Origin of the sequence: Burkholderia singularis (assembly GCF_900176645.1) — a bacterium.
Classification (GTDB): Bacteria; Pseudomonadota; Gammaproteobacteria; order Burkholderiales; family Burkholderiaceae; genus Burkholderia; species Burkholderia singularis.
Genome location: NZ_FXAN01000098.1, coordinates 1 through 21,147 on the forward strand (window position 1 = coordinate 1; position 21,147 = coordinate 21,147).

General features: G+C 65.4%; 17 protein-coding genes. 13 read left to right on the forward strand and 4 right to left on the reverse strand.

The window, feature by feature from the left end:
* The coding region (locus tag BSIN_RS20970) for a cell division protein ZipA C-terminal FtsZ-binding domain-containing protein (protein ID WP_089341856.1) at nt 1-1,142 on the forward strand (1,142 nt) is incomplete at its 5' end.
* Nucleotides 1,143-1,237: 95 nt separating this feature from the next.
* Nucleotides 1,238-1,672, forward strand: coding sequence for a MarR family winged helix-turn-helix transcriptional regulator (locus tag BSIN_RS20975; protein WP_059572203.1), 435 nt, complete (start codon nt 1,238-1,240; stop codon nt 1,670-1,672).
* A 96-nt stretch (nt 1,673-1,768) separates the two neighbouring features.
* Here BSIN_RS20975 and BSIN_RS20980 read toward each other — a convergent pair whose 3' ends face one another.
* Complete coding sequence (locus tag BSIN_RS20980; RefSeq protein WP_089341857.1) at nt 1,769-2,503, reverse strand: enoyl-CoA hydratase; 735 nt, start codon at nt 2,501-2,503, stop codon at nt 1,769-1,771.
* A gap of 403 nt (nt 2,504-2,906) precedes the next feature.
* Here BSIN_RS20980 and ligA point away from each other — a divergent pair, with 403 nt between their 5' ends.
* Both ligA and def read left to right on the forward strand, forming a co-directional pair.
* A complete protein-coding gene (gene ligA, locus BSIN_RS20990) occupies nt 2,907-4,982 on the forward strand; it encodes an NAD-dependent DNA ligase LigA (protein WP_089341859.1) in 2,076 nt (691 codons plus the stop codon).
* Nucleotides 4,979-5,512: a peptide deformylase gene (gene def / locus BSIN_RS20995; RefSeq protein ID WP_059516842.1), complete on the forward strand. Its 534-nt coding sequence runs from the start codon at nt 4,979-4,981 to the stop codon at nt 5,510-5,512. Before ligA ends, def begins: the two co-directional genes overlap by 4 nt.
* A 231-nt stretch (nt 5,513-5,743) precedes the next feature.
* Here the strand turns inward: def and BSIN_RS25570 are convergent, their stop codons facing one another.
* From BSIN_RS25570 to map, 3 genes are all read right to left on the reverse strand, one after another.
* Complete coding sequence (locus BSIN_RS25570; protein ID WP_143757507.1) at nt 5,744-7,183, reverse strand: pseudouridine synthase; 1,440 nt, start codon at nt 7,181-7,183, stop codon at nt 5,744-5,746.
* A gap of 16 nt (nt 7,184-7,199) precedes the next feature.
* On the reverse strand, nt 7,200-9,776 hold the full coding sequence (locus BSIN_RS21005; protein WP_089341860.1) for a [protein-PII] uridylyltransferase: 2,577 nt from the start codon (nt 9,774-9,776) through the stop codon (nt 7,200-7,202).
* A 118-nt stretch (nt 9,777-9,894) separates the two neighbouring features.
* Nucleotides 9,895-10,710 carry a type I methionyl aminopeptidase gene (map, locus tag BSIN_RS21010; RefSeq protein WP_089341861.1) on the reverse strand — a complete coding sequence of 272 codons (816 nt, stop codon included), beginning with the start codon at nt 10,708-10,710 and terminating at the stop codon, nt 9,895-9,897.
* Nucleotides 10,711-11,110: 400 nt separating this feature from the next.
* Between map and rpsB the strand changes: the two genes are divergently transcribed.
* The 9 genes from rpsB to bamA all read left to right on the forward strand — a co-directional run bounded on the left by rpsB (nt 11,111) and on the right by bamA (nt 21,141).
* Nucleotides 11,111-11,851, forward strand: coding sequence for a 30S ribosomal protein S2 (gene rpsB / locus BSIN_RS21015; RefSeq protein ID WP_006402646.1), 741 nt, complete (start codon nt 11,111-11,113; stop codon nt 11,849-11,851).
* A 183-nt stretch (nt 11,852-12,034) separates the two neighbouring features.
* Nucleotides 12,035-12,916, forward strand: coding sequence for a translation elongation factor Ts (tsf, locus tag BSIN_RS21020; RefSeq protein ID WP_059516910.1), 882 nt, complete (start codon nt 12,035-12,037; stop codon nt 12,914-12,916).
* Between the two features lie 197 nt (nt 12,917-13,113).
* The gene (gene pyrH, locus BSIN_RS21025) at nt 13,114-13,827 is read left to right on the forward strand and encodes a UMP kinase (RefSeq protein WP_089341862.1); all 714 of its coding nucleotides are present in this window, start codon (nt 13,114-13,116) and stop codon (nt 13,825-13,827) included.
* Nucleotides 13,828-13,924: 97 nt separating this feature from the next.
* Nucleotides 13,925-14,485 carry a ribosome recycling factor gene (frr, locus tag BSIN_RS21030; protein ID WP_059516850.1) on the forward strand — a complete coding sequence of 187 codons (561 nt, stop codon included), beginning with the start codon at nt 13,925-13,927 and terminating at the stop codon, nt 14,483-14,485.
* 60 nt (nt 14,486-14,545) lie between these two features.
* Nucleotides 14,546-15,328 (forward strand): polyprenyl diphosphate synthase, encoded by a 783-nt coding sequence (gene uppS, locus BSIN_RS21035; protein ID WP_059516852.1) that lies wholly within the window; start codon nt 14,546-14,548, stop codon nt 15,326-15,328.
* Nucleotides 15,322-16,143 carry a phosphatidate cytidylyltransferase gene (locus BSIN_RS21040; protein WP_089341863.1) on the forward strand — a complete coding sequence of 274 codons (822 nt, stop codon included), beginning with the start codon at nt 15,322-15,324 and terminating at the stop codon, nt 16,141-16,143. Before uppS ends, BSIN_RS21040 begins: the two co-directional genes overlap by 7 nt.
* Before the next feature lie 15 nt (nt 16,144-16,158).
* A complete protein-coding gene (locus BSIN_RS21045) occupies nt 16,159-17,355 on the forward strand; it encodes a 1-deoxy-D-xylulose-5-phosphate reductoisomerase (protein WP_089341864.1) in 1,197 nt (398 codons plus the stop codon).
* 17 nt (nt 17,356-17,372) lie between these two features.
* Complete coding sequence (gene rseP / locus BSIN_RS21050) at nt 17,373-18,758, forward strand: RIP metalloprotease RseP (protein ID WP_089341865.1); 1,386 nt, start codon at nt 17,373-17,375, stop codon at nt 18,756-18,758.
* Between the two features lie 64 nt (nt 18,759-18,822).
* Complete coding sequence (gene bamA / locus BSIN_RS21055; protein ID WP_089341866.1) at nt 18,823-21,141, forward strand: outer membrane protein assembly factor BamA; 2,319 nt, start codon at nt 18,823-18,825, stop codon at nt 21,139-21,141.
* Nucleotides 21,142-21,147: the final 6 nt, after the last annotated feature.

Consider the following 21,147-nt stretch of genomic DNA (forward strand, 5'->3'; position numbering starts at 1 on the left):
GGCAGCCGGCGCGCCGTGACGCCGCGGCGGGCGCGGCGCCCGCGCAGAGCGACGCCGCGCGCGTCGAGCCGACGTTCGGCGGCGCGGCGGCCGTGGCGCCGGCCGATACGCCCGCCGATCTGCAAGCCGAGGCGACTGGCGCGAATGGCGCGAATGGCGCGGCCGAACCCACCGCCGAACGCCCCGCCGAGCCGGCGCAAACGCCGGGCGCGCAACGACAAGACGCGGACACGTCAGGCGCGCAGCCTGCCGCCGCCACGGTCAACGCGGCGCCTGAACCCGTCGAGCCGGTATTGCCCGCCGCGACCACCATTTCGGCCGCGCCGCCCGCGATCGTCGACAAGCGCATCGACTGCATCGTGCCGATTCGTCTCGCGGGCCCGCTTGCCGGCGACAAGATTCTCCCCGCCGCGCAGCGGCTGCGCCGCGCGGGCAGCAAGCCGGTGCATATCGAAGGCAAGCCGGAAGGCGGCGCGTGGGAGTTGCTGCAAAACGGCGTGCGTTACGAGGAACTGCGCGCGGCCGCGCAACTCGCGAACCGCAGCGGCCCGCTCAACGAACTCGAATTCTCCGAGTTCGTCACCGGCGTGCAGCAGTTCGCGGATGCGATCGACGGCGCACCGGAGTTTCCGGACATGATGGAAACCGTATCGATGGCGCGCGAACTCGACGGCTTCGCCGCGCAGTGCGACGCGCAGTTGTCGATCAATGTGATGTCGGACGGTGCGCCGTGGTCGGCGAACTACGTGCAGGCGGTCGCGTCGCAGGACGGCCTGCTGCTGTCGCGCGACGGCACCCGCTTCGTGAAGCTCGATGCGAAACAGAATCCGGTGTTCATGCTGCAATTCGGCGACACGAATTTTCTGCGCGACGATCTCACCTACAAGGGCGGCAACCTGATCACGCTGGTGCTCGACGTGCCGGTCGCCGACGAGGACATTCTGCCGTTCCGGCTGATGTGCGATTACGCGAAGTCGCTGTCGGAGCGCATCGGCGCGCGCGTGGTCGACGACCAGCGCCGGCCGTTGCCGGAATCGACGCTGCTTGCCATCGAGCAGCAATTGCTGAAGCTGTACGCGCGGCTCGAGGAGGCGGGAATTCCGGCCGGCTCACCGGTCACGCGACGGTTGTTCAGCCAGTAACGGGCGGGCGCCGGCGCGCGCTGGCCACTGGCGCCGGCGCACGCTGGGCCGTCGGGCCCGCTCCCCGGCATGCGTGTGAGCACAAGCTAAAAAGAATGGATCATCGACTCGTCTATCTGTTGAACGTGGGCCAGCGACGCTTGCATCGATGGACGCAGGCGCGTACCGCGGCGGGGGGCGTGACCGCGGCCCAGGCCGGACTGCTGTTTTTTCTCGGCAAGCATGACGGCTCGCTGATGAGCGAAGCGGCCGCCGCGCTGGACCTCGGCGCGCCGGGCATGAGCGGCCTCGCCGACCGGATGGAGCGGGCTGGGCTCGTCGAGCGCCGCCTCGACGAACTCGACCGGCGCGCGGCGCGGCTTTGGCTGACCGCCGGCGGGCGCGCGGCGCTCAAGCGGGCGAAGGCCGGGCTGGCCGAATTGAATGCCCGCCTGACGGACGGGTTCACGCCGTCCGAGATCGATGTGGTCGCGCGCTGGCTGGCCAGCCTGCAAGACAAGTTTCCGGCAACCGACGACGGCTTGGCGTAATGGGCCGCGCCGGTTTTCGTCCGCCCGGCGCGCGTGCGGACGCCGTCGCGGCATCCGATGGCCGCCCGCGCGGTGCGCCCATTGCTGCCGGTCCTATCACTGCGCGATTTTCGTGAAATCCGGCGGGCGTTTCTGCGCGAACGCGACGAACGCTTCCTTTGCCTCCGGGCTTGCCAAGCGTTCGACGAACACCTCGCCTTCCCGATCGATCTGCGCGACCAGTCTCTCGGCTTCGCGCATCAGCCGCTTCATCGCCGCCAACGAGCCGCGCGGCTTGGCGGACAAGGTCCTGGCAATTTGCTGCGCCGCGTCGCGCAACTGCGCGAGCGGCACCACCTGATTGGCGATGCCCCATGCAAGCGCGGTCGCGGCGGGCAGCGGCGCGCCGAGCGAGAACATCTCGAAGGCCCGGACATGGCCGATGCGCAGCGGCAGCAGATAGCTCGACGCGGCTTCCGGAATCAGCGCGAGATTCACGAAAGGGGTGATCAACTGCGCATCGTCAGTCAGGATGACGTAATCGCAATGCAGCAGCAGGGTTGTCCCGATTCCGACGGCCTTACCCTGCACGGCGGCGACGACCGGAATCGACGCATTCGCGAGATGGTGCAGGAAACGCACGACATGCTGCTCGCTTGGGCCGTTTCCCAACGCTTGCGCGGCGAATTCGGCGACATCGTTGCCGGCCGTGAAGGTATCCGCGTCGGCTTGAATCAGCAGCACCCGGACATCGTTGTCGGCGTGCGCGCGTTCGATGGCGTCCGCCAGCGCGCCATACATCGCGTTGGTGAGCGCGTTCTTTTTGTCGGGGCGCGACAGCGTAACGGTCATGATGCCGTCGGCTAGTTCGGTTTTGATTTCCGTCGTAGGCACGGTTTGTCTCCGGAGTTGAGGGGCGGGGCGCTGCTGCCTGATCTGGCGCGTGCGCACAACGGCCTTTCAATCGGCCGCTTGCGACAGACGACATTCGCATGCGAAGTATATATGATTCGCATGCGAAATAAATGAGCTGCCGCGGTTCATGGAAATGGAAAGAAGACGGCCGGCAAGCGGATACGCGCGGCATGCGCGGCGAGGCCGTGCGATCGGGCGCGACGAAGCCGGCAGCCCGGCGATTCGAGCACCCGGCGGGCGCGAACCCGGCCATTCGGCAGACCATTCAGACGATGCCGAAAAGGGCGCGAACTGAGATAATCGTCGCCTGATCAATTCCGCAATACATGCCGCCAGCATCATGGCCCGATCCTCCAAAGAACCGCCAGCCAGCCAGCCGGCCGAGCGCGCCGCATGGCTGCGCGCCGAGCTTGAGCGCGCGAATTACGCGTATTACGTGCTCGACCAGCCGGATCTGCCCGACGCCGAATACGATCGCCTTTTCATCGAGCTGCAGCAGATCGAGGCCGCGCATCCCGAGCTCGCGACGCCTGATTCGCCGACGCAGCGCGTGAGTGGCGAGGTCGCGGGCGGTTTCATGCCGGTCGTCCACGACAAGCCGATGCTGTCGCTGAATAACGGCTTTACCGACGACGATGTCGCCGCATTCGACAAGCGGGTCGCCGACGGGCTCGACAAGCCAGCCGATCTGGCCGACACCGTGACGGAACCTGTCGAATACGCGTGCGAGCTGAAGTTCGATGGTCTCGCGGTGTCGCTGCGCTACGAGGACGGGCGCTTCACGCAAGCGTCGACGCGCGGCGACGGCACGACCGGCGAGGACGTGACCGAAAACATTCGCACGATCCGCACTATCCCGCTGCGCTTGAAGGGAGAGCGGCTGCCGCGCGTGCTCGACGTGCGTGGCGAAGTGCTGATGTTCAAGCGCGATTTCGCGCGTCTGAACGAACGTCAGCGCGCGGCCGAGCAGCGCGAATTCGCGAATCCGCGCAACGCGGCGGCGGGCAGCTTGCGGCAGCTCGATCCAAAGATCACCGCGCAACGGCCGCTGTCGTTCTTTGCCTATGGAATCGGCGTGCTCGAAGGCGCTGATATGCCCGATACGCACGGCGGCCTGCTCGACTGGTACGAGACGCTCGGCCTGCCGGTGAACCGCGAGCGCGCCGTCGTGCGCGGCGTAGCGGGATTGCTTGCATTTTTTCGGGCGATCGGCGAGAAGCGCGAATCGCTGCCGTATGATATCGACGGTGTCGTCTACAAGGTGAACCGGCGCGACGAGCAGGACAAGCTCGGCTTCGTTTCCCGCGCGCCGCGTTTCGCGCTTGCGCACAAATTTCCCGCGCAGGAGGCGTTGACCAAGCTCGTGTCGATCGACGTGCAGGTGGGCCGCACCGGTGCCATCACGCCGGTTGCGCGGCTCGAGCCGGTGTTCGTCGGCGGCGCGACCGTCACGAACGCGACGTTGCACAACGCGGACGAGGTGCGCCGCAAGGACATCCGGATCGGCGACACGGTGATCGTGCGTCGCGCGGGCGACGTGATTCCGGAAGTGGTGTCGGCCGTGCTCGACCGCCGCCCGGCCGATGCGCGCGAGTTCGTGATGCCGGATGTTTGTCCCGAGTGCGGCTCGAGGATCGAGCGGCTGCCGGACGAGGCGATCGCGCGCTGCACGGGCGGCTTGTTCTGCCCTGCGCAACGCAAGCAGGCGCTCTGGCACTTCGCGCAACGCCGCGCGCTCGATATCGACGGACTGGGTGAAAAGATCATCGATCAGCTCGTCGAGCAGAATCTCGTTCGCACGCCTGCGGATTTGTTCAATCTGGGGTTTTCGACACTCGTCGAGCTGGACCGCTTCGCGGAGAAATCCGCGCAGAATCTGATCGATTCGCTCGAAAAGGCGAAGCACACGACGCTGTCGCGTTTTATCTATGCGCTCGGCATCCGCCATGTCGGCGAGTCGACCGCGAAGGATCTCGCGAAGCATTTCGGCTCGCTCGACCGGATCATGGACGCGCCGCTCGAGGAATTGCTCGAGGTCAACGACGTCGGGCCGATCGTGGCCGAATCGCTGCGTCAGTTTTTCGCCGAGGAGCACAACCGCACCGTCATCGAGCAGTTGCGCGCGCCGGGCAAGGTCAGTTGGGCCGAAGGGCCGCCTGCGCCGCGTGAGCCGCGAGGCGTGCTCGCCGGCAAGACCGTGGTGCTGACGGGCACGCTGCCGACGCTGACCCGCGACGACGCGAAGGCGCTGCTCGAGGCGGCGGGCGCCAAGGTCACGGGTTCGGTATCGAAGAAGACCGACTATGTTGTCGCGGGCGCGGACGCGGGCAGCAAGCTCGCGAAGGCGGAGGAACTCGGCGTGCCGGTGCTGGACGAAGCCGGTATGCAGAAACTGTTGGAGGGGCAGGCGGAATGATTCGTGAGATTTTGAAAATGGGCGACCCTCGGCTGCTGGAGGTCGCCAAGCCGGTCGATGCATTCGATACGCCCGAGTTGCACGCGCTCATCGACGATATGTTCGAGACGATGGCGCATGCGAACGGCGCAGGGCTCGCCGCGCCGCAAATCGGTGTCGGGTTGCAGGTGATCATCTTCGGCTTCGGCAGCAGCGAGCGTTACCCCGATGCGCCGCCCGTGCCGAAGACGGTACTGATCAATCCGACGCTTGAGTATCTGCCGCCCGACATGGAGGATGGCTGGGAGGGATGTTTGTCGGTGCCGGGGATGCGCGGCGTCGTGAGCCGCTACCGGCGGGTGCGCTACAGCGGCTTCGACCAGTTCGGCGCCAAGTTCGAGCGAGTCGCGGAGGATTTTCACGCGCGCGTGGTCCAGCACGAATACGACCATCTGATCGGCAAGCTCTATCCGATGCGGATCACCGATTTCTCGAAGTTCGGTTTTACCGAAGTGCTGTTTCCGGGGCTCGATCCCAACGCCGACGATTGAGCCACGGTGCAGTCGAATCGAGTGGCCGTATCGATCGCGGATCGGTAACTCCCGGGCTTGCGTCGCGAAGCCGCCGGTCGAACATGATGACGGGGCCGTTCGCCGGCGCATGAAAAACGCCCGCAGTGATGGCGGGCGTTTCGGTGAGCGATGGAGCGGACACTTGAACGCGACGCGGCCCGCGCCATGCGCGGCACCGGAAAAGATCCGCCATCAAAACGACTGGGGCGACTAGAACGACTCGTCGGGCGACAAATAACGCCACTGTCCCTGCGGCAGCGCGCCAAGCATCACGCGGCCCATGCGCACCCGCTTCAGACCGATCACGTCGAGACCGACAAGTTCGCACATGCGCCGAATCTGACGCTTTTTGCCTTCGCGCAGCACGAAGCGAAGCTGCTCGCCGTTCTGCCAGCTCACCGTCGCAGGCTTGAGCGGCACGCCGTCGAGTTCGAGGCCGTGGCGCAGCTTCGCGAGCGATTCGGCGGGGAAGTGCTGGTCGATATCGGTCAAGCGTTCGCCAAAGCGCACGCGCACCAGATATTCCTTGTCGATGTCGGATTGCTCGCCGATCAACTGCTTGGCGATGCGGCCGTTTTGCGTCAGCACGAGCAGGCCTGTCGAATCGATGTCGAGCCGGCCCGCCGGCGCGAGCGCGCGCAGATGCTGCGGCGAGAAGCGTAGCGCCGAGCGGTCGCCGCTCCAATGGTTGTCGCGTGTGATGAGCGTCGCGGCGGGCGCGTAGCCGTCCTCGGCCTGACCGGAAACGTAGCCGACTGGCTTGTGCAGCAGAATCGTCACTTGCGCCGCTTGCGCGGCGCGCGCGTTCGAATCGATTTCGATACGCTGATCGGCGCGTACCTTGGTGCCGAGCGTGTCGATGCGCACGCCATCCACGAGCACCCAGCCTTTCTCGATCCATTCGTCCGCTTCGCGGCGCGAGCAGAGGCCGAGTTCCGACATCCGCTTCGACAGCCGCACAAGGCCCGTTTCGTCGCCGCGAACGGCTGGGGCCGACTCGCGTTCCGTGGCGCGGCGCTTGACCGGCTGGGTGCCCTTGAGGCTGGTACGTGGCGCGGGACGGCGCGCATCGGTGGTGCTCGTGTGCGATGCGGGGCGGCGGGCCGTGCCGGGCTGCGCACCGGGGGGTGTAGGCTTGGCCGAGCCGTCGTATCGGCCGCTCGCGTTGCGTGTTGCGCGTTGGCCGGCGGCGGGGCGCTTGTCCACGAATGCGCGGGCGCTGTCGCGCGGAGCCCGGTCGCCCGAGCGCACGTCACGCTCGCCCGTCCGGCGCGATTCGCCGGTTCGAGCCGAGCCGCCGAATTTCGTGCCGGCCGCGTTGCCGCGCTTGCCGATCGCGGTTTTTGCCGCCCCGGCCGTTTTCGGCTTTGCCGACGCGGCGGCGCGCGGGGCGGCCGACTTCGACGCCGACGATGCCGGCGCCGCCGATTTTTTCGCGACCGGCTTGGCCGCCGGTTTCGTGGCTGATTTCACAGCCGATCCGCCCGTGCGCGCTGCCGCGCCGGCTGTTTTTGTTGCCGGCTGCGGCTTCGCGTCGGCGATTTTGTCGAGCGGGCGAGCGGTCTTACGCGCGTGGGCGCTCGACGCCCGCACGGGGGCGCGGCTCGGCGAGGCCGGCCGTGGATTCTTGACGGTCAATTTTGTGCGCATAAACGCTGATACCTGCTCACACTGCAATGGCGCGCAACAATTCGGTTTCGACTTGGATCTGCAGGCGGTTATCGGATAAGCCGCCGCCGTCAAGCATGAAAACGTCCTCGACGCGCTCGCCAAGCGTATTGATCCGCGCCGCATGGACGCCGACCCGGTGCTCGGCGAGCACGCGCGCGATCGAATAAAGAAGGCCCGGCCGGTCGTTCGCCGACACGGACAGGATGTAGTACTGGCCGCGCTCGTCGGCACGCAGGTCGACGCGAGGCGTAATCGGAAAGGTTCGCGACAGCCGCGACAGCCGCCCCTTGGCCGGCTCGGGCAACGGCGACGAAGCGGCCAGGCGCGCCGCGAGCTGCTGTTCGACGAGGTTCGCGATGTCGCGGTATTGCACGTTGCGCTCGGTCTGCGTGACGATGAAGTTGTCGAGCGCGTAACCGTGGCGCGTGGTGCTGACCCGCGCATCGAGCACCGAGAGCCCGTTGCGGTCGAAATACGCGCAAATGCCCGCGAACAGGTCGGAGCGGTCCTTCACGTAGACGAGCACCTGCAGTGCGTCGCCGACGGGCGACGGGCGCGCGCGCACGATGGCGGTGTCGGCCTCGACGTGCCGGTACAGCACGCGGGTCTGCCATGCGATGTCGGCCGCGTCGTGGCGCAGGAAGTAGCCGACATCGAGCTTGTCCCACAGCGCGCGGTGCGCGTCGGACGGCACGGTTTCGAGGCGCAGCAGCGCGAGCGCTTCCTCCTGGCGCGTCTTGAGTTCCGAATGCGGATCGGGTTGCGCGCCGCCGAGCACGGCGAGCGTCGTGCGGTACAGATCCTCGAGCAGCTTGCCTTTCCACGTGTTCCAGACCTTCGGGCTCGTGCCGCGAATGTCGGCGACCGTCAGCAGATACAGCGCGGTCAGCCGCCGCTCGCAGCCGACGAGATCGGCGAAGCGCCTGATGACGTCGGGGTCGCTCGTATCCTGCTTTTGCGCGACCTGGCTCATCGTCAAATGATGCTGGACGAGCCAGACGATGAGCGCCGCGTCGCTGCCGGCAATGCCGTGGTCTCGGCAGAAGCGCCGCGCGTCGGCCATCCCCAGCACCGAATGGTCGCCGCCGCGGCCTTTCGCGATATCGTGGAAGAGGGCGGCGACATACAGCACCCACGGCCGCTCGAAATTCACGATGAGCTGGCTGCAAAACGGGTATTCATGCGCGTGCTCGGCCACCGCGAAGCGTCGAATGTTGCGCAGCACCATCAGAATGTGCTGATCGACCGTGTATACGTGATAGAGGTCGTGCTGCATCTGTCCGACGATGCGCCGGAAGTTCAGCAGATAGCGGCCGAGCACGCTTGTCTGATTCATCAGCCTGAATGCGTGCGTGATGCCTTCCGGCTGCTGGAGGATTTCCATGAACGTGCGGCGGTTGCGCGGATCGCGCCGCCATGCGTTGTTCATCACGTCGCGCGAATTGTAGAGCGCGCGCAGCGTGCGTGCGGACAGCCCCTTCACGCCGCGCACCGTTTCGTAAAGCACGAACGCTTCGAGGATCGCGTCGGGGTGGCGTTCGAACAGATCGTCCGCGGCGATTTCCAGCATGCCCTGCTTCTCGACGAAGCGCCCAGGCGACAGCACGCGCGTAATGCCGCTCGTTGCCGGGAACAGTTGCGCCTCGATGTTCTGGATCAGAATCGTCGCCAGTTGCGTGACGGCCTTCGCGGCCCAGTAATAGCGGCGCATCAGTTGCTCGCTTGCGCGCTTGGCGGGCGTCGGCTGATACCCGAAGCTCTCGGCCGCCTGCGTCTGCAAATCGAACACGAGGAGATCCTGTCTGCGCCCGGCGATCACGTGCAGCCGCGCGCGCAGCGTTTTCAAAAACCCCTCGTTGCGGCGCAGCTCGCGCGCCTCGCGATCGGTGATGAGGCCGCGCGTGTCGAGTTCACGCCAACTGCTGCCCAAGCCCGCCGCGCGGGCGATCCATAGAATCGTTTGCAGATCGCGCAGCCCGCCGGGGCTTTCCTTGATGTTCGGCTCGAGGCTATACGGTGTGTCCTGGAACTTCGCGTGGCGCTGGCGCAGTTCGAGCACCTTGGCCTGGAAGAACGCGCGTGCGTCGAGCGCATCCCGGTAGCGCAGCATGAAGCGCTCGAAGAGCGCGGTGCTGCCGACGATGCGGCGCGCTTCGAGCAACGACGTTTGCACGGTGATGTCCTGCGCCGCCTCGTCGAGACACTGGCCGACGGTGCGCACGCTGCTGCCGATCTCGAGCCCCAGATCCCATGCCATGCCGATGAAGCGCTCGATCCGCTCGTCGAGTTCGTTGGCGTGCGAGTCGGGCAGCAGCACCAGGATGTCGACGTCCGAATGCGGTGCCAGTTCGCCCCGGCCGTAGCCGCCGACCGCCACGAGCGTAAGCGCCGTGGTCAGCGCGCAGTCGCTCCATAGGCGGCGCAGCGCGTCGTCGGTCGCGCGCGACAGCGCGTGCATCAGCGGCGTGACGTTGGCCGCGGATTTGAAGCGCATGAGCAACTCGGCCTTGGCCGCCTTGAATTCGGCCTTGCGCGGCGGTGCGGACGGCGGCGGCGCGACGGAAACGCTCATGGGCAGCGATCGACCAGGCGAGGGTTGGGTATTTGAAAGAAATGCGCCGCCCGAGCGATTGTCGGGCGGCGCCGGCAATAGGCTGCGACGCGCTCGGCGCGGCGCAGGCGCGCTTCGCTCAGACGGCGGCGGCGTGCACGGCAAGCGCCGGGCGCGCGGGCGTGCCGGCCGACACGGTCAGCACGTCATAGCCGGTGTCGGTGACGAGCACCGTATGCTCCCATTGCGCGGACAGGCTGCGGTCGCGGGTTTTGACCGTCCACTGATCGGGCATCGTGCGGATATCGCGCTTGCCGGCGTTGATCATCGGCTCGATCGTGAAGATCATGCCGGGCTTGAGCTCCACGCCCGTGCCCGGCCGTCCGTAGTGGACCACCTGCGGGTCCTCGTGGAACACCGTGCCGATCCCGTGGCCGCAATATTCGCGCACGACGCTGTAGCCTTGGCCTTCCGCGTGCTTCTGGATCGCATAGCCGATATCGCCGAGATGCGCGCCCGGCTTCACCTGCTCGATGCCGAGCCACATGCATTCGTAGGTGGTTTGCACGAGGCGCTTCGCGAGGATCGAGCCGTCGCCGACGATGAACATCCGGCTCGTGTCGCCGAAATAGCCGTTTTTGATGACGGTGATGTCGAGGTTGACGATGTCGCCGTTCTTCAGTGTCTTGTCGCCGGGGATGCCGTGGCAGATCACGTCGTTGACCGACGTGCAGATCGCCTTCGGATACGGCGGATAGCCGGGCGGCTGGTAGTTGAGCGGCGCGGGAACCGTGTTCTGCACGTTGGTCATGTATTCGTGGCAGAGGCGGTCGAGTTCGCCCGTCGTCACGCCCGCGACGACGAATGGCGTGATGTAATCGAGCACTTCGCTCGCGAGCCGGCAGGCGACGCGCATCTGGGCGATGTCGTGTTCGTTTTTGAGCGTAATGGCCATGGTCGATGCCTGGAGTGCGGTGAATTAGGCAATTATCGCACCTTATTCCGGGTGCCGCAGCGTCTTTGCCGATGGGCGCCCGGATCGGCATCGCGCGGGCGGTGTAAGCCGGGCGCCTGCGCGGCCCGGCGATGCGACTTGAGGGGCGTCATCGCCATGTGCTATAATTTCTGGCTAAGTCGACGCTGAAATTGCGATTTTCCGCTTGCCCGAACGGCGGGCAGCGAAAGCGCGGTGGCGGCGGAGGCTTCAGGCGTTACGTTCTAGGCGGTTGCATTGTCGGGGGGCGTGCGCTGAATCGCAAGCCGGGGCAACCAGGGTGTCGCGCGACGATCGGATGTCCGGATCGTCGCCGATGCGGCCGCCGGCTTAAGACCCCAACCCTCGTGGAGAAATTCTGATGGCAGTCACGATGCGCCAAATGCTGGAAGCCGGTGTCCACTTCGGTCACCAAACGCGCTTCTGGAACCCGAAGATGGCACCGTTCATCTTCGGTCACCGTAACAAGATTCACATCATCAACCTCGAAAAGACGCTGCCGATGTACAACGACGCGCTGAAGTACGTGCGTCAGCTCGCGGCGAATCGGGGCACGATCCTCTTCGTCGGCACGAAGCGTCAGTCGCGCGATACGATCGCGCAGGAAGCGCAGCGCGCCGGCATGCCGTTCGTCAACGCGCGTTGGCTCGGCGGCATGCTGACCAACTTCAAGACGCTGAAGGTGTCGATCAAGCGCCTGAAGGACATGGAAGCGGCGGTCGAGGCGGGCGAACTCGAGAAGATGAGCAAGAAAGAAGCGCTGCTGTTCGAGCGCGAGATCGCGAAGCTGCAAAAGTCGATCGGCGGCGTGAAGGACATGGGCGGCATTCCGGACGCGATTTTCGTCGTCGACGTCGGCTACCACAAGATCGCCGTCACTGAGGCGAACAAGCTGGGTGTGCCGGTGATCGCGGTGGTCGATACGAACCACTCGCCGGAAGGCGTCGATTACGTGATCCCGGGCAACGACGATTCGAGCAAGGCCGTCGCGCTGTACGCGCAAGGCGTCGCCGATGCGATCCTCGAGGGCCGCGCGAACGCGGTCAACGAAGTGGTCCAGGCGGTGCGCGGCGACGACGAATACGTCGAGGAAAACGCGTAACCGGCCCCGAGCCGGCGCAAAAAGGGGGCTCTAGACAAGCCCCCTTTTTTTAAGCCGATTTTTTGGGCGGCCTGACGGCTGATTGCGGCGCGGAACGATTTCGCGCGGCTGCCCGGAAACGAATGCCGGCCGTTCGCGTCGAAGTGCGGGCGGCGTTGTGAATACAGACTCAAGGAGCGAATGATGGCGGCAATTACCGCAAGCATGGTGGCAGAACTGCGCGCGAAGACCGACGCACCGATGATGGAGTGCAAGAAGGCGCTGACGGAAGCTGACGGCGACATGGCCAAGGCCGAAGAGTTGCTGCGCGTGAAACTCGGCAACAAGGCGAGCAAGGCGGCATCGCGCGTGACGGCCGAAGGCGTCGTCGCATCGTTCGTTGGCGGCAACGCCGGCGCGCTCGTCGAGCTGAACTGCGAAACCGACTTTGTCGCGAAGAACGACGATTTCCTCGCCTTCTCGAAGCAGGTCGCGGAACTCGTGGCGAGCCGGAATCCGGCCGACGTCGCCGCGCTTTCGGCGCTGCCGCTCGACGGCAAGACGGTCGACGAAGTGCGCCTCGCGCTCGTCGGCAAGATCGGCGAGAACATCTCGATCCGCCGCTTTGTCCGTTTCGAAACCGCCAACAAGCTCGCGACGTACCTGCACGGCAGCCGCATCGGCGTGATCGTCGAGTACACCGGCGAGCAAGAGCAGGTCGGCAAGGATGTCGCGATGCATATCGCGGCGATGAAGCCGGTTTCGCTGTCGGCCGAAGAGGTTCCGGCTGACCTGATCGAGAAGGAACGCCGCGTGGCCGAGCAGAAGGCGGCCGAGTCGGGCAAGCCGGCCGAGATCGTCGCGAAGATGGTCGACGGCAGCGTCCAGAAGTTCCTGAAGGAAGTGTCGCTGCTGAACCAGCCGTTCGTGAAAAACGACAAGCAGACGATCGAGCAGATGCTGAAGGCCGCGAATTCGGCGGTGCAGAAGTTCGCGCTGTTCGTCGTCGGTGAAGGCATCGAGAAGCGCCAAGACGATTTCGCGGCGGAAGTGGCTGCGCAAGTCGCTGCTGCGAAGCAACAGTAACGCGCGTGGTAACCCAGTCGTAACAGCGGTAACCAGCAGTAGCAGTACGTATGACCCGCGGCGAGCGTCTTTCGCCGCGCTCGGCGCCGCCGCCGGGCCGGGCCCTTGCGGTCCGCTTGGCCCGGCGGCGCTTGCCCGAATCAGCATTTCGCCCCTACAGTTCGTGCTTGTCATCCTCTCGTCGCTCGGAAGATCCTATGCCCAATGCCTATAAACGCGTCCTCCTCAAACTCTCCGGCGAAGCTCTGATGGGCGATGACGCCTTCGGCATCAATCGCGCGACGATTGAGCGAATGGTCGCCGATATCTCGGAAGTCGTCCGTCTCGGCACGCAGCTCGCGGTCGTGATCGGCGGCGGCAATATTTTCCGCGGCGTGGCGGGTGGTGCGGCTGGCATGGACCGCGCGACGGCCGACTACATGGGGATGCTCGCAACGATGATGAACGCGCTCGCGCTGCAAGACGCGATGCGTCACGCGGGTATCGAGGCGCGTGTGCAATCGGCGCTTCGGATGGACCAGGTCGTCGAGCCTTACATCCGTCCGCGCGCGATCCGTCAGTTGGAGGAAGGCAAAGTGGTGATCTTCGCGGCGGGCACGGGCAACCCGTTCTTCACCACCGATACGGCGGCCGCGTTGCGCGGCTCGGAAGTCGGCGCCGAGGTCGTGCTGAAGGCAACGAAGGTCGATGGCGTCTATTCGGCCGACCCGAAGAAGGACCCGTCCGCGACGCGCTATTCGTCGATCAGCTTCGACGAGGCGATCGGCCGCAACCTGCAGGTGATGGACGCGACCGCGTTCGCGCTCTGCCGTGACCAGAAGCTGCCGATCCGCGTGTTTTCGATCAATAAGCCGGGCGCGCTCAAGCGCGTCGTGCAAGGTGAGGATGAGGGCACGCTCGTCCACGTGTAAACTCCCGCCGGTGCGGGCAACCTGGGCGGTGCCGGATGCACCGCCCGTTGTGCCGTTGTCCGCGTCGTTTTGAAGTCTGGAAGGTTCGGAGGTAGAAATGAGTGTCGCTGATATCAAAAAGGGCGTCGAGCAGAAGATGCAGCGTTCGATCGAGGCGTTCAAGAACGATCTGGCGAAGGTCCGCACGGGCCGCGCGCATACGGGTTTGCTCGACCACGTGCAGGTCGACTACTACGGCTCGATGGTGCCGATTTCGCAGGTCGCGAATTTGACGCTCGTCGACGCGCGCACGATCGGCGTGCAGCCGTGGGAGAAAAACATGGTCGCGAAGGTCGAGAAGGCGATCCGCGAGGCCGATCTGGGTCTGAACCCGGCGACCGCGGGCGACCTGATCCGCGTGCCGATGCCGCCGCTCACCGAAGAGCGTCGCCGCGAATTGACGAAGGTCGTCAAGAGCGAGGGCGAGACGGCGAAGGTCGCGATTCGCAATTTGCGCCGCGATGCGAACGAGCAATTGAAGAAGCTCGTGAAGGACAAGGAAATTTCCGAGGATGACGAGCGCCGTGCAGGTGACGACGTGCAGAAGTTGACCGACAAGCACGTGGCGGAAATCGACAAGCTCGTTCAGACGAAGGAAGCGGAGATCATGACGGTTTGACGCCGTCGTCTCTTCGGGTGCATCGCACTTTTTTTCCGCAGCTACAGTCTTTCAGCGGCCATGACTTATACCAGTTCCACCGTTCACGTACCTGACGTCACGAACGTGCCGCGTCACGTGGCGATCATCATGGACGGCAACGGCCGTTGGGCGACTGAGCGCCGCTTGCCGCGCGTCGCAGGGCACACGCGCGGCGTCGATGCGGTGCGTGCCGTCGTCGAGGGGTGCGCGCGGGCAGGCGTCGAATACCTGACGCTGTTCGCGTTCAGTTCCGAGAACTGGCGCCGGCCGACCGACGAAGTGTCGTTTCTGATGCGCCTGTTCATTACCGCGCTCGAGCGCGAGGTCGGCAAACTGCACGCGAACGGCATCCGGCTGCGCGTCGTCGGCGATCTGTCGAAGTTCGAGCCGCGCATTCAGGCGCTGATCCGCCGGGCGGAAACGAAGACGGCGCGCAACACGCGCCTGACGTTGACGATCGCCGCGAACTACGGCGGCCGCTGGGACATCCTGCAGGCGACGCAACGGCTCGTTGAACAGGCGGCGCGCGAGGGGCGCGCGGTCGAGATCGACGAGGATGCGTTTGCCAGCCATCTGGCCATGGCCTATGCGCCGGAGCCGGATCTTTTCATCCGTACCGGCGGCGAGCAGCGCGTCAGCAATTTCCTGCTGTGGCAGCTCGCTTACGCCGAATTTTATTTTACCGACAAATTCTGGCCGGATTTCGACGGCAACGCGCTCGCCGAGGCGCTTGCGTCGTATACGCACCGCGAACGGCGGTTCGGCCGCACGAGCGCGCAGCTCGAGCCCCAAGCCCAGGACGCCGATTCCCTTTCATGCTGAAGACCCGTGTCATCACGGCGGTCGTGCTGCTGGCGGTATTGCTGCCTGTGACGCTGTTCGCGCCGCTTGCCGCATTCGGCGCGCTGATTGCGCTCGCGCTCGTGTTTGCCGCGTGGGAATGGGGGCGGCTGCTCGCGCTCGGCGGTGCCGGCTCGATCGGCTACGCGGCGCTCGCGGCGCTCGCGCTGGCGGCGAGTACGCGGCTTGGCATTGGCGCGCAGGCGGCGCGGCCGCTGTTCGCGGCGGCCGGCATTTTCTGGCTGTTGATCGGTCCATACGCGCTTGCGCGCAAGCCGGTGCTCGCGGCGCGCGCGTGGCGGCTGTTTCTGCTCGCGGCCGGCCTCGTCGTGTTCGCCGCGTGCTGGCACGCGCTGGTTGCCGCGCGTGCGATAGGCGTACCCTTCGTGTTGTCGCTATTGCTGGTGGTGTGGCTTGCCGATATCGGCGCATACTTTGCCGGCAAGCGGTTCGGCAAGCATAAGCTCGCGCCGTCGGTCAGTCCGGGCAAAACCTGGGAAGGCGTGGCGGGGGGCTGGCTCGCGGTAATGGCCGTGGCCGGCGCGGCCTGGGCCTCGCATGTTTTCGACCCGACCCTGTATTCGGCGCTCGGCATACGCTATGGCGTGGCGGGAGCGTTTGCCGCGCTGTCCGTGCTCGTCGCGTTCAGCGTGGTCGGCGATTTGTTCGAATCGTTGCTCAAGCGCCAAGCGGGCGTGAAAGATTCGAGCGGTTTGTTGCCCGGGCACGGCGGCGTGCTCGACCGCGTCGACGCACTGTTGCCCGTGTTGCCGCTCGCGCTGCTGCTGCTCGGTTAAAACTCGACTTACATCATGCAAAAACGTCTGACATTGCTCGGCTCGACAGGCTCGATCGGAGACAGCACGCTCGACGTCGTCGCGCGCCATCCCGAGCGCTTCGCGATTCATGCGCTGACCGCGCACCGCAACGGCGACAAGCTCGTCGCCCAATGCCTGCGCTTTGAGCCCGATATCGCGGTGGTCGGCGATGCCGACACCGCCGCGCGCGTCGATGCGCAACTTCGCGCGGCGGGCAGCAAAACCCAGGTCGCGTATGGCCCGCAGGCGCTCGTCGACGTGTCGACGAGCGACGGCTGCGATACCGTGGTCGCGGCGATCGTCGGTGCGGCGGGGTTGGCGCCTAGCTTGGCCGCCGCGCGCGCGGGCAAGCGCATCCTGCTGGCGAACAAGGAGGCGCTCGTGATGTCGGGCGCGATTTTCATGGATGCGGTGCGCGATCATCACGCGATCCTGCTGCCCGTCGACAGCGAGCACAACGCGATTTTCCAGTGCATGCCGCGCGATGCGGCCGAGCACGGCGGCATCGCCAAGATCATCGTGACCGCGTCGGGCGGCCCGTTCCGCACCCGCGAACCGGCGACGCTCGCCAACGTGACGCCCGACGAGGCGTGCAAACATCCCAACTGGGTGATGGGCCGCAAGATTTCGGTCGATTCGGCGACGATGATGAACAAGGGCCTCGAAGTGATCGAGGCGCATTGGCTGTTCGGCCTGCCGGGCGAGCGAATCGACGTGCTGATTCACCCGCAGAGCGTGATTCATTCGCTCGTGTCGTACAAGGACGGTTCGGTACTCGCACAGCTCGGCAACCCGGATATGCGCACGCCGATCGCGCATGCGCTGGCGTTTCCGGAGCGCGTCGATGCAGGAGTCGCGCCGCTCGATCTCGCGCAGATCGCCGCGCTGTCGTTCGAAAAGCCCGATTTCACGCGCTTTCCTTGCCTCGCGCTCGCGCTGCAGGCGCTCGACGCGGGCGGCGTCGCCAGCGCGGCGCTCAACGCGGCGAACGAAATCGCGGTCGAGGCATTCCTGTCGCAGCGGATTCGCTTTACCGCTATCGCGCAGACGGTCGAGGCGGTGCTCGACGGGCTCGACAACCGCACGCCGAGCGGTCTCGACGACGTGATCGACGCCGATGCCGCCGCGCGCCGCGCTGCCGCCACGTTCATCGACAAACAGCCCGCGCCCGACGTGACGCGGGCTGCGTGAATGGAGCGGCTGCGCTCATGAACGTGCTGGTCGAACTGCTCGCGTTTGCGGTGGCGATCGGCGTGCTGGTCGTCGTGCACGAATATGGGCACTACCGCGTCGCGCGCTGGTGCGGCGTGAAGGTGCTGCGCTTCTCGATCGGGTTTGGCGCGCCCGTCGCGCGCTGGGTCAGCAAGAAGACCGGCACCGAATGGACACTGTCCGCGCTGCCGCTCGGCGGCTACGTGAAGATGCTCGACGAGCGCGATCCCGGCGACGGCATTCGCGCGCACGAGCTGCCGCATGCGTTCAACCGGCAATCGGTCGGCAAGCGGATCGCGATCGTCGCGGCCGGTCCGGTCGCGAACTTCTTGTTGGCGATCGTGTTGTTCGCGCTCGTTTTCGCGACCGGCGTGACGGAGCCGGCGGCCGTCATCGCGCCGCCGGCCGCGGGCACGAGCGCCGCGCTCGCCGGATTCGACGGCGGCGAAACCGTCGTGTCGATCCGCGATGCGCATGGCGGCGACGCAACGCCGGTGCGCTCGTGGTCCGATCTGCGCTGGAAGCTGCTGTCCGCCGCGTTGGACCATCGCGACGTCGTGCTCGGCGCGCGAAACGGCGGGGCGCACGCATCCGGCGACACGTTCGATTTTCGCGTCGATCTGCATCGGCTCGACGATCGCGACCTCGACGGCGATTTCATGGCGCGTCTCGGTTTCGATCCGGGCGGCGGCGCGCTCGCGGTGACGTCGGTGCAGCCGGGCAGCGCCGCGCAGCAAGCGGGATTGCAGCCGGGCGACACGCTCGTCGCGCTCGACGGCGCGCGTATCGGCAGCTCGTCGCGTTTCATCGACGACGTGAAGGCGCACGCGGGGCGGCCGCTGGCTCTGCGCATCGAACGCGCGGGCGCCGAGCGCACGCTGACGATCGTCCCGCAGGCGCAGCGCGACGACGAGACGGGCCGGCAAGTCGGCCGCATCGGCGCGGCGCTCGCGCTGAAGACGCCGATGGTCGACGTGCGCTACGGCGTGCTCGAGAGCGTCGAACTCGGCGCGCGGCGCACCTGGGATATCGCGCTATATTCGCTGAAGATGTTCGGCCGGATGGTGACGGGCGAAGCGTCGCTGAAAAATTTGTCCGGGCCGGTGACGATCGCCGATTACGCGGGTAAGAGCGCGCGCCTCGGATGGTCGGCATTTCTATCGTTTCTCGGCCTTGTCAGCATTAGCCTCGGCGTATTGAACCTGCTGCCGATTCCGGTTTTGGACGGGGGGCATCTGTTATATTATCTGGTTGAAGCCGCGACCGGTAAGGCCGTATCGGAGCGCTGGCAACTGATTCTGCAAAGAGCGGGATTGATCTGCATCGTCGCGTTGTCGGCGATCGCGCTGTTCAACGATCTGGCTCGGTTAATCCATTTTTGACGCATCGGGCGGTGCCGCTAAGGTTTGCCGCCTGACCTGATGCAAGCTTAAACACTGGGGATGCATGTTGTTGAAACCTCAAGGCTTCGTAGCGAAGGCGGTAGCGGCGGCGGCGCTGTCGGCGCCGGGAATGTCGGCTCACGCGACGGCACCGTTCGTGGTGCAGGACATCAAGATAGAGGGATTGCAGCGCGTGGAGGCGGGGTCGGTGTTTGCGTACCTGCCGATCAAGCAAGGCGAGACGTTCACGGACGAGAAGGCGTCGGAGGCGATCCGAGCGCTGTACGCGACGGGATTTTTCACGGATGTCCGGGTGGCCACGCAAGGCGGGGTGGTGATTGTCCAGGTTCAGGAGAGGCCGGCGATCGCGTCGATCGATTTCACGGGGATCAAGGAGTTCGACAAGGACAACTTGAACAAGGCGCTGAAGGCGGTGGGGCTGGCGCAGGGGCGGTACTACGACAAGGCGCTGGTGGACAAGGCGGAGCAGGAGCTCAAGCGGCAGTATTTGACGCGAGGGTTTTACGCGGCGGAGGTGACGACGACGGTGACGCCGGTGGACGCGAACCGGGTGTCGATTTTGTTTTCGGTGGCGGAAGGTCCGAGCGCGAAGATTCGTCAGATCAACTTCATCGGGAACAAGACGTTCAGCACGAACACGCTGCGTGACGAGATGCAGTTGTCGACGCCGAACTGGTTCTCGTGGTACACGAAGAACGATCTGTATTCGAAGGAGAAGCTCACGGGCGATCTGGAGAACGTGCGCTCGTACTACCTGAACCGAGGGTATCTGGAGTTCAACATTGAGTCGACGCAGGTGTCGATTTCGCCGGACAAGAAGGACATGTACCTGACGGTGACGCTGCACGAGGGCGAGCCGTACACGGTGTCGGGGGTGAAGCTGGCGGGCAATCTGCTGGATCGGGAAGCGGAGCTGAAGAAGCTGGTGAAGGTGAAGGCGGGGGATCGATTCTCGGCGGAGAAGCTGCAGCAGACGACGAAGGCGATCGTGGACAAGCTGGGGGAGTACGGTTATGCGTTCGCGACGGTGAATGCGCAGCCGGAGATCGACCAGAGCAATCACAAGGTGAATCTGACGCTGGTGGTGGAGCCGAGCCGGCGGGTGTACGTTCGGCGGATCAACATTGTGGGCAACACGCGCACGCGGGATGAGGTGGTGCGCCGGGAGATGCGTCAGCTGGAGAGTTCGTGGTTCGATTCGAGCCGGCTGGCGCTGTCGAAGGACCGGGTGAACCGGCTGGGGTACTTCACGGATGTGGACGTGACGACGGTGCCGGTGGAGGGCACGAACGACCAGGTTGACGTGAACGTGAAGGTGGCGGAGAAGCCGACGGGGGCGATCACGCTGGGGGCGGGTTTTTCGTCGACGGACAAGGTGGTGCTGTCGGCGGGGGTGTCGCAGGACAACGTGTTCGGCTCGGGGACGAGCCTGGCGGTGAACGTGAACACGGCCCGGAGCTACCGGACGCTGACGGTGACGCAGGTGGATCCGTACTTCACGGTGGACGGGATCAAGCGGATCACGGACGTGTTCTACCGGACGTACCAGCCGCTGTACTACTCGACGAATTCGAGTTTCCGGATCATCACGGCGGGGGGCAATCTGAAGTTCGGGATTCCGTTTTCGGAGACGGATACGGTGTATTTCGGCGCGGGCTTTGAGCAGAACCGGCTGGATGTGAACATGGACGACACGAGCACGCCGGAGTCGTACAAGGACTATGTGCGGCAGTTCGGGCGGGTGTCAAACACGGTGCCGTTGACGATCGGATGGTCGCGCGACGCGCGCGACAGCGCGCTGATTCCGAGCCGTGGGTACTTCACGCAAGCGAACGTGGAATACGGCGTGCCGGTGGGCAAGATCCAGTATTACAAGGCGGACATTCAAGCGCAGTACTACTATTCGTTCGCACGGGGCTTCATTCTGGGGCTGAACTTCCAGGGGGGCTACGGTAACGGTATCGGCAACGCGTATCCGATCTTCAAGAATTACTACGCGGGGGGGATCGGTTCGGTGCGCGGCTATGAGCCGAGTTCGCTGGGTCCGCGCGACAAGCAGACGAACGACCCGATCGGCGGCTCGAAGATGATCGTGGGCAATATCGAGCTGACATTCCCGCTGCCGGGTACGGGCTATGACCGCACGCTGCGGGTGTTCACGTTCCTGGACGGCGGTAACGTGTGGGGCAATGCGCCGGGGGGCACGAGCACGGGGGCGAACGGGTTGCGCTACGGCTACGGCGTGGGCCTGGCATGGATTTCGCCGATCGGCCCGCTCAAGCTGAGTTTGGGCTTCCCGCTGCAGAAGCATACCGGCGACCAGTATCAGAAATTCCAGTTCCAGATCGGAACAGCGTTCTGATCGGAT

Coding starts and splice junctions, on each gene's coding strand:
- def (WP_059516842.1), top strand. CDS start 4,979: ATGATTCGTGAGATTTTGAAAATGGGCGACCCTCGGCTGCTGGAGGTC.
- pyrH (WP_089341862.1), top strand. CDS start 13,114: ATGCCCAATGCCTATAAACGCGTCCTCCTCAAACTCTCCGGCGAAGCT.
- BSIN_RS20980 (WP_089341857.1), bottom strand. CDS start 2,503: ATGACCGTTACGCTGTCGCGCCCCGACAAAAAGAACGCGCTCACCAAC.
- uppS (WP_059516852.1), top strand. CDS start 14,546: ATGACTTATACCAGTTCCACCGTTCACGTACCTGACGTCACGAACGTG.
- BSIN_RS21005 (WP_089341860.1), bottom strand. CDS start 9,776: ATGAGCGTTTCCGTCGCGCCGCCGCCGTCCGCACCGCCGCGCAAGGCC.
- rseP (WP_089341865.1), top strand. CDS start 17,373: ATGAACGTGCTGGTCGAACTGCTCGCGTTTGCGGTGGCGATCGGCGTG.
- rpsB (WP_006402646.1), top strand. CDS start 11,111: ATGGCAGTCACGATGCGCCAAATGCTGGAAGCCGGTGTCCACTTCGGT.
- bamA (WP_089341866.1), top strand. CDS start 18,823: ATGTTGTTGAAACCTCAAGGCTTCGTAGCGAAGGCGGTAGCGGCGGCG.
- tsf (WP_059516910.1), top strand. CDS start 12,035: ATGGCGGCAATTACCGCAAGCATGGTGGCAGAACTGCGCGCGAAGACC.
- BSIN_RS21040 (WP_089341863.1), top strand. CDS start 15,322: ATGCTGAAGACCCGTGTCATCACGGCGGTCGTGCTGCTGGCGGTATTG.
- BSIN_RS25570 (WP_143757507.1), bottom strand. CDS start 7,183: ATGCGCACAAAATTGACCGTCAAGAATCCACGGCCGGCCTCGCCGAGC.
- map (WP_089341861.1), bottom strand. CDS start 10,710: ATGGCCATTACGCTCAAAAACGAACACGACATCGCCCAGATGCGCGTC.
- frr (WP_059516850.1), top strand. CDS start 13,925: ATGAGTGTCGCTGATATCAAAAAGGGCGTCGAGCAGAAGATGCAGCGT.
- BSIN_RS21045 (WP_089341864.1), top strand. CDS start 16,159: ATGCAAAAACGTCTGACATTGCTCGGCTCGACAGGCTCGATCGGAGAC.
- BSIN_RS20975 (WP_059572203.1), top strand. CDS start 1,238: ATGGATCATCGACTCGTCTATCTGTTGAACGTGGGCCAGCGACGCTTG.
- ligA (WP_089341859.1), top strand. CDS start 2,907: ATGGCCCGATCCTCCAAAGAACCGCCAGCCAGCCAGCCGGCCGAGCGC.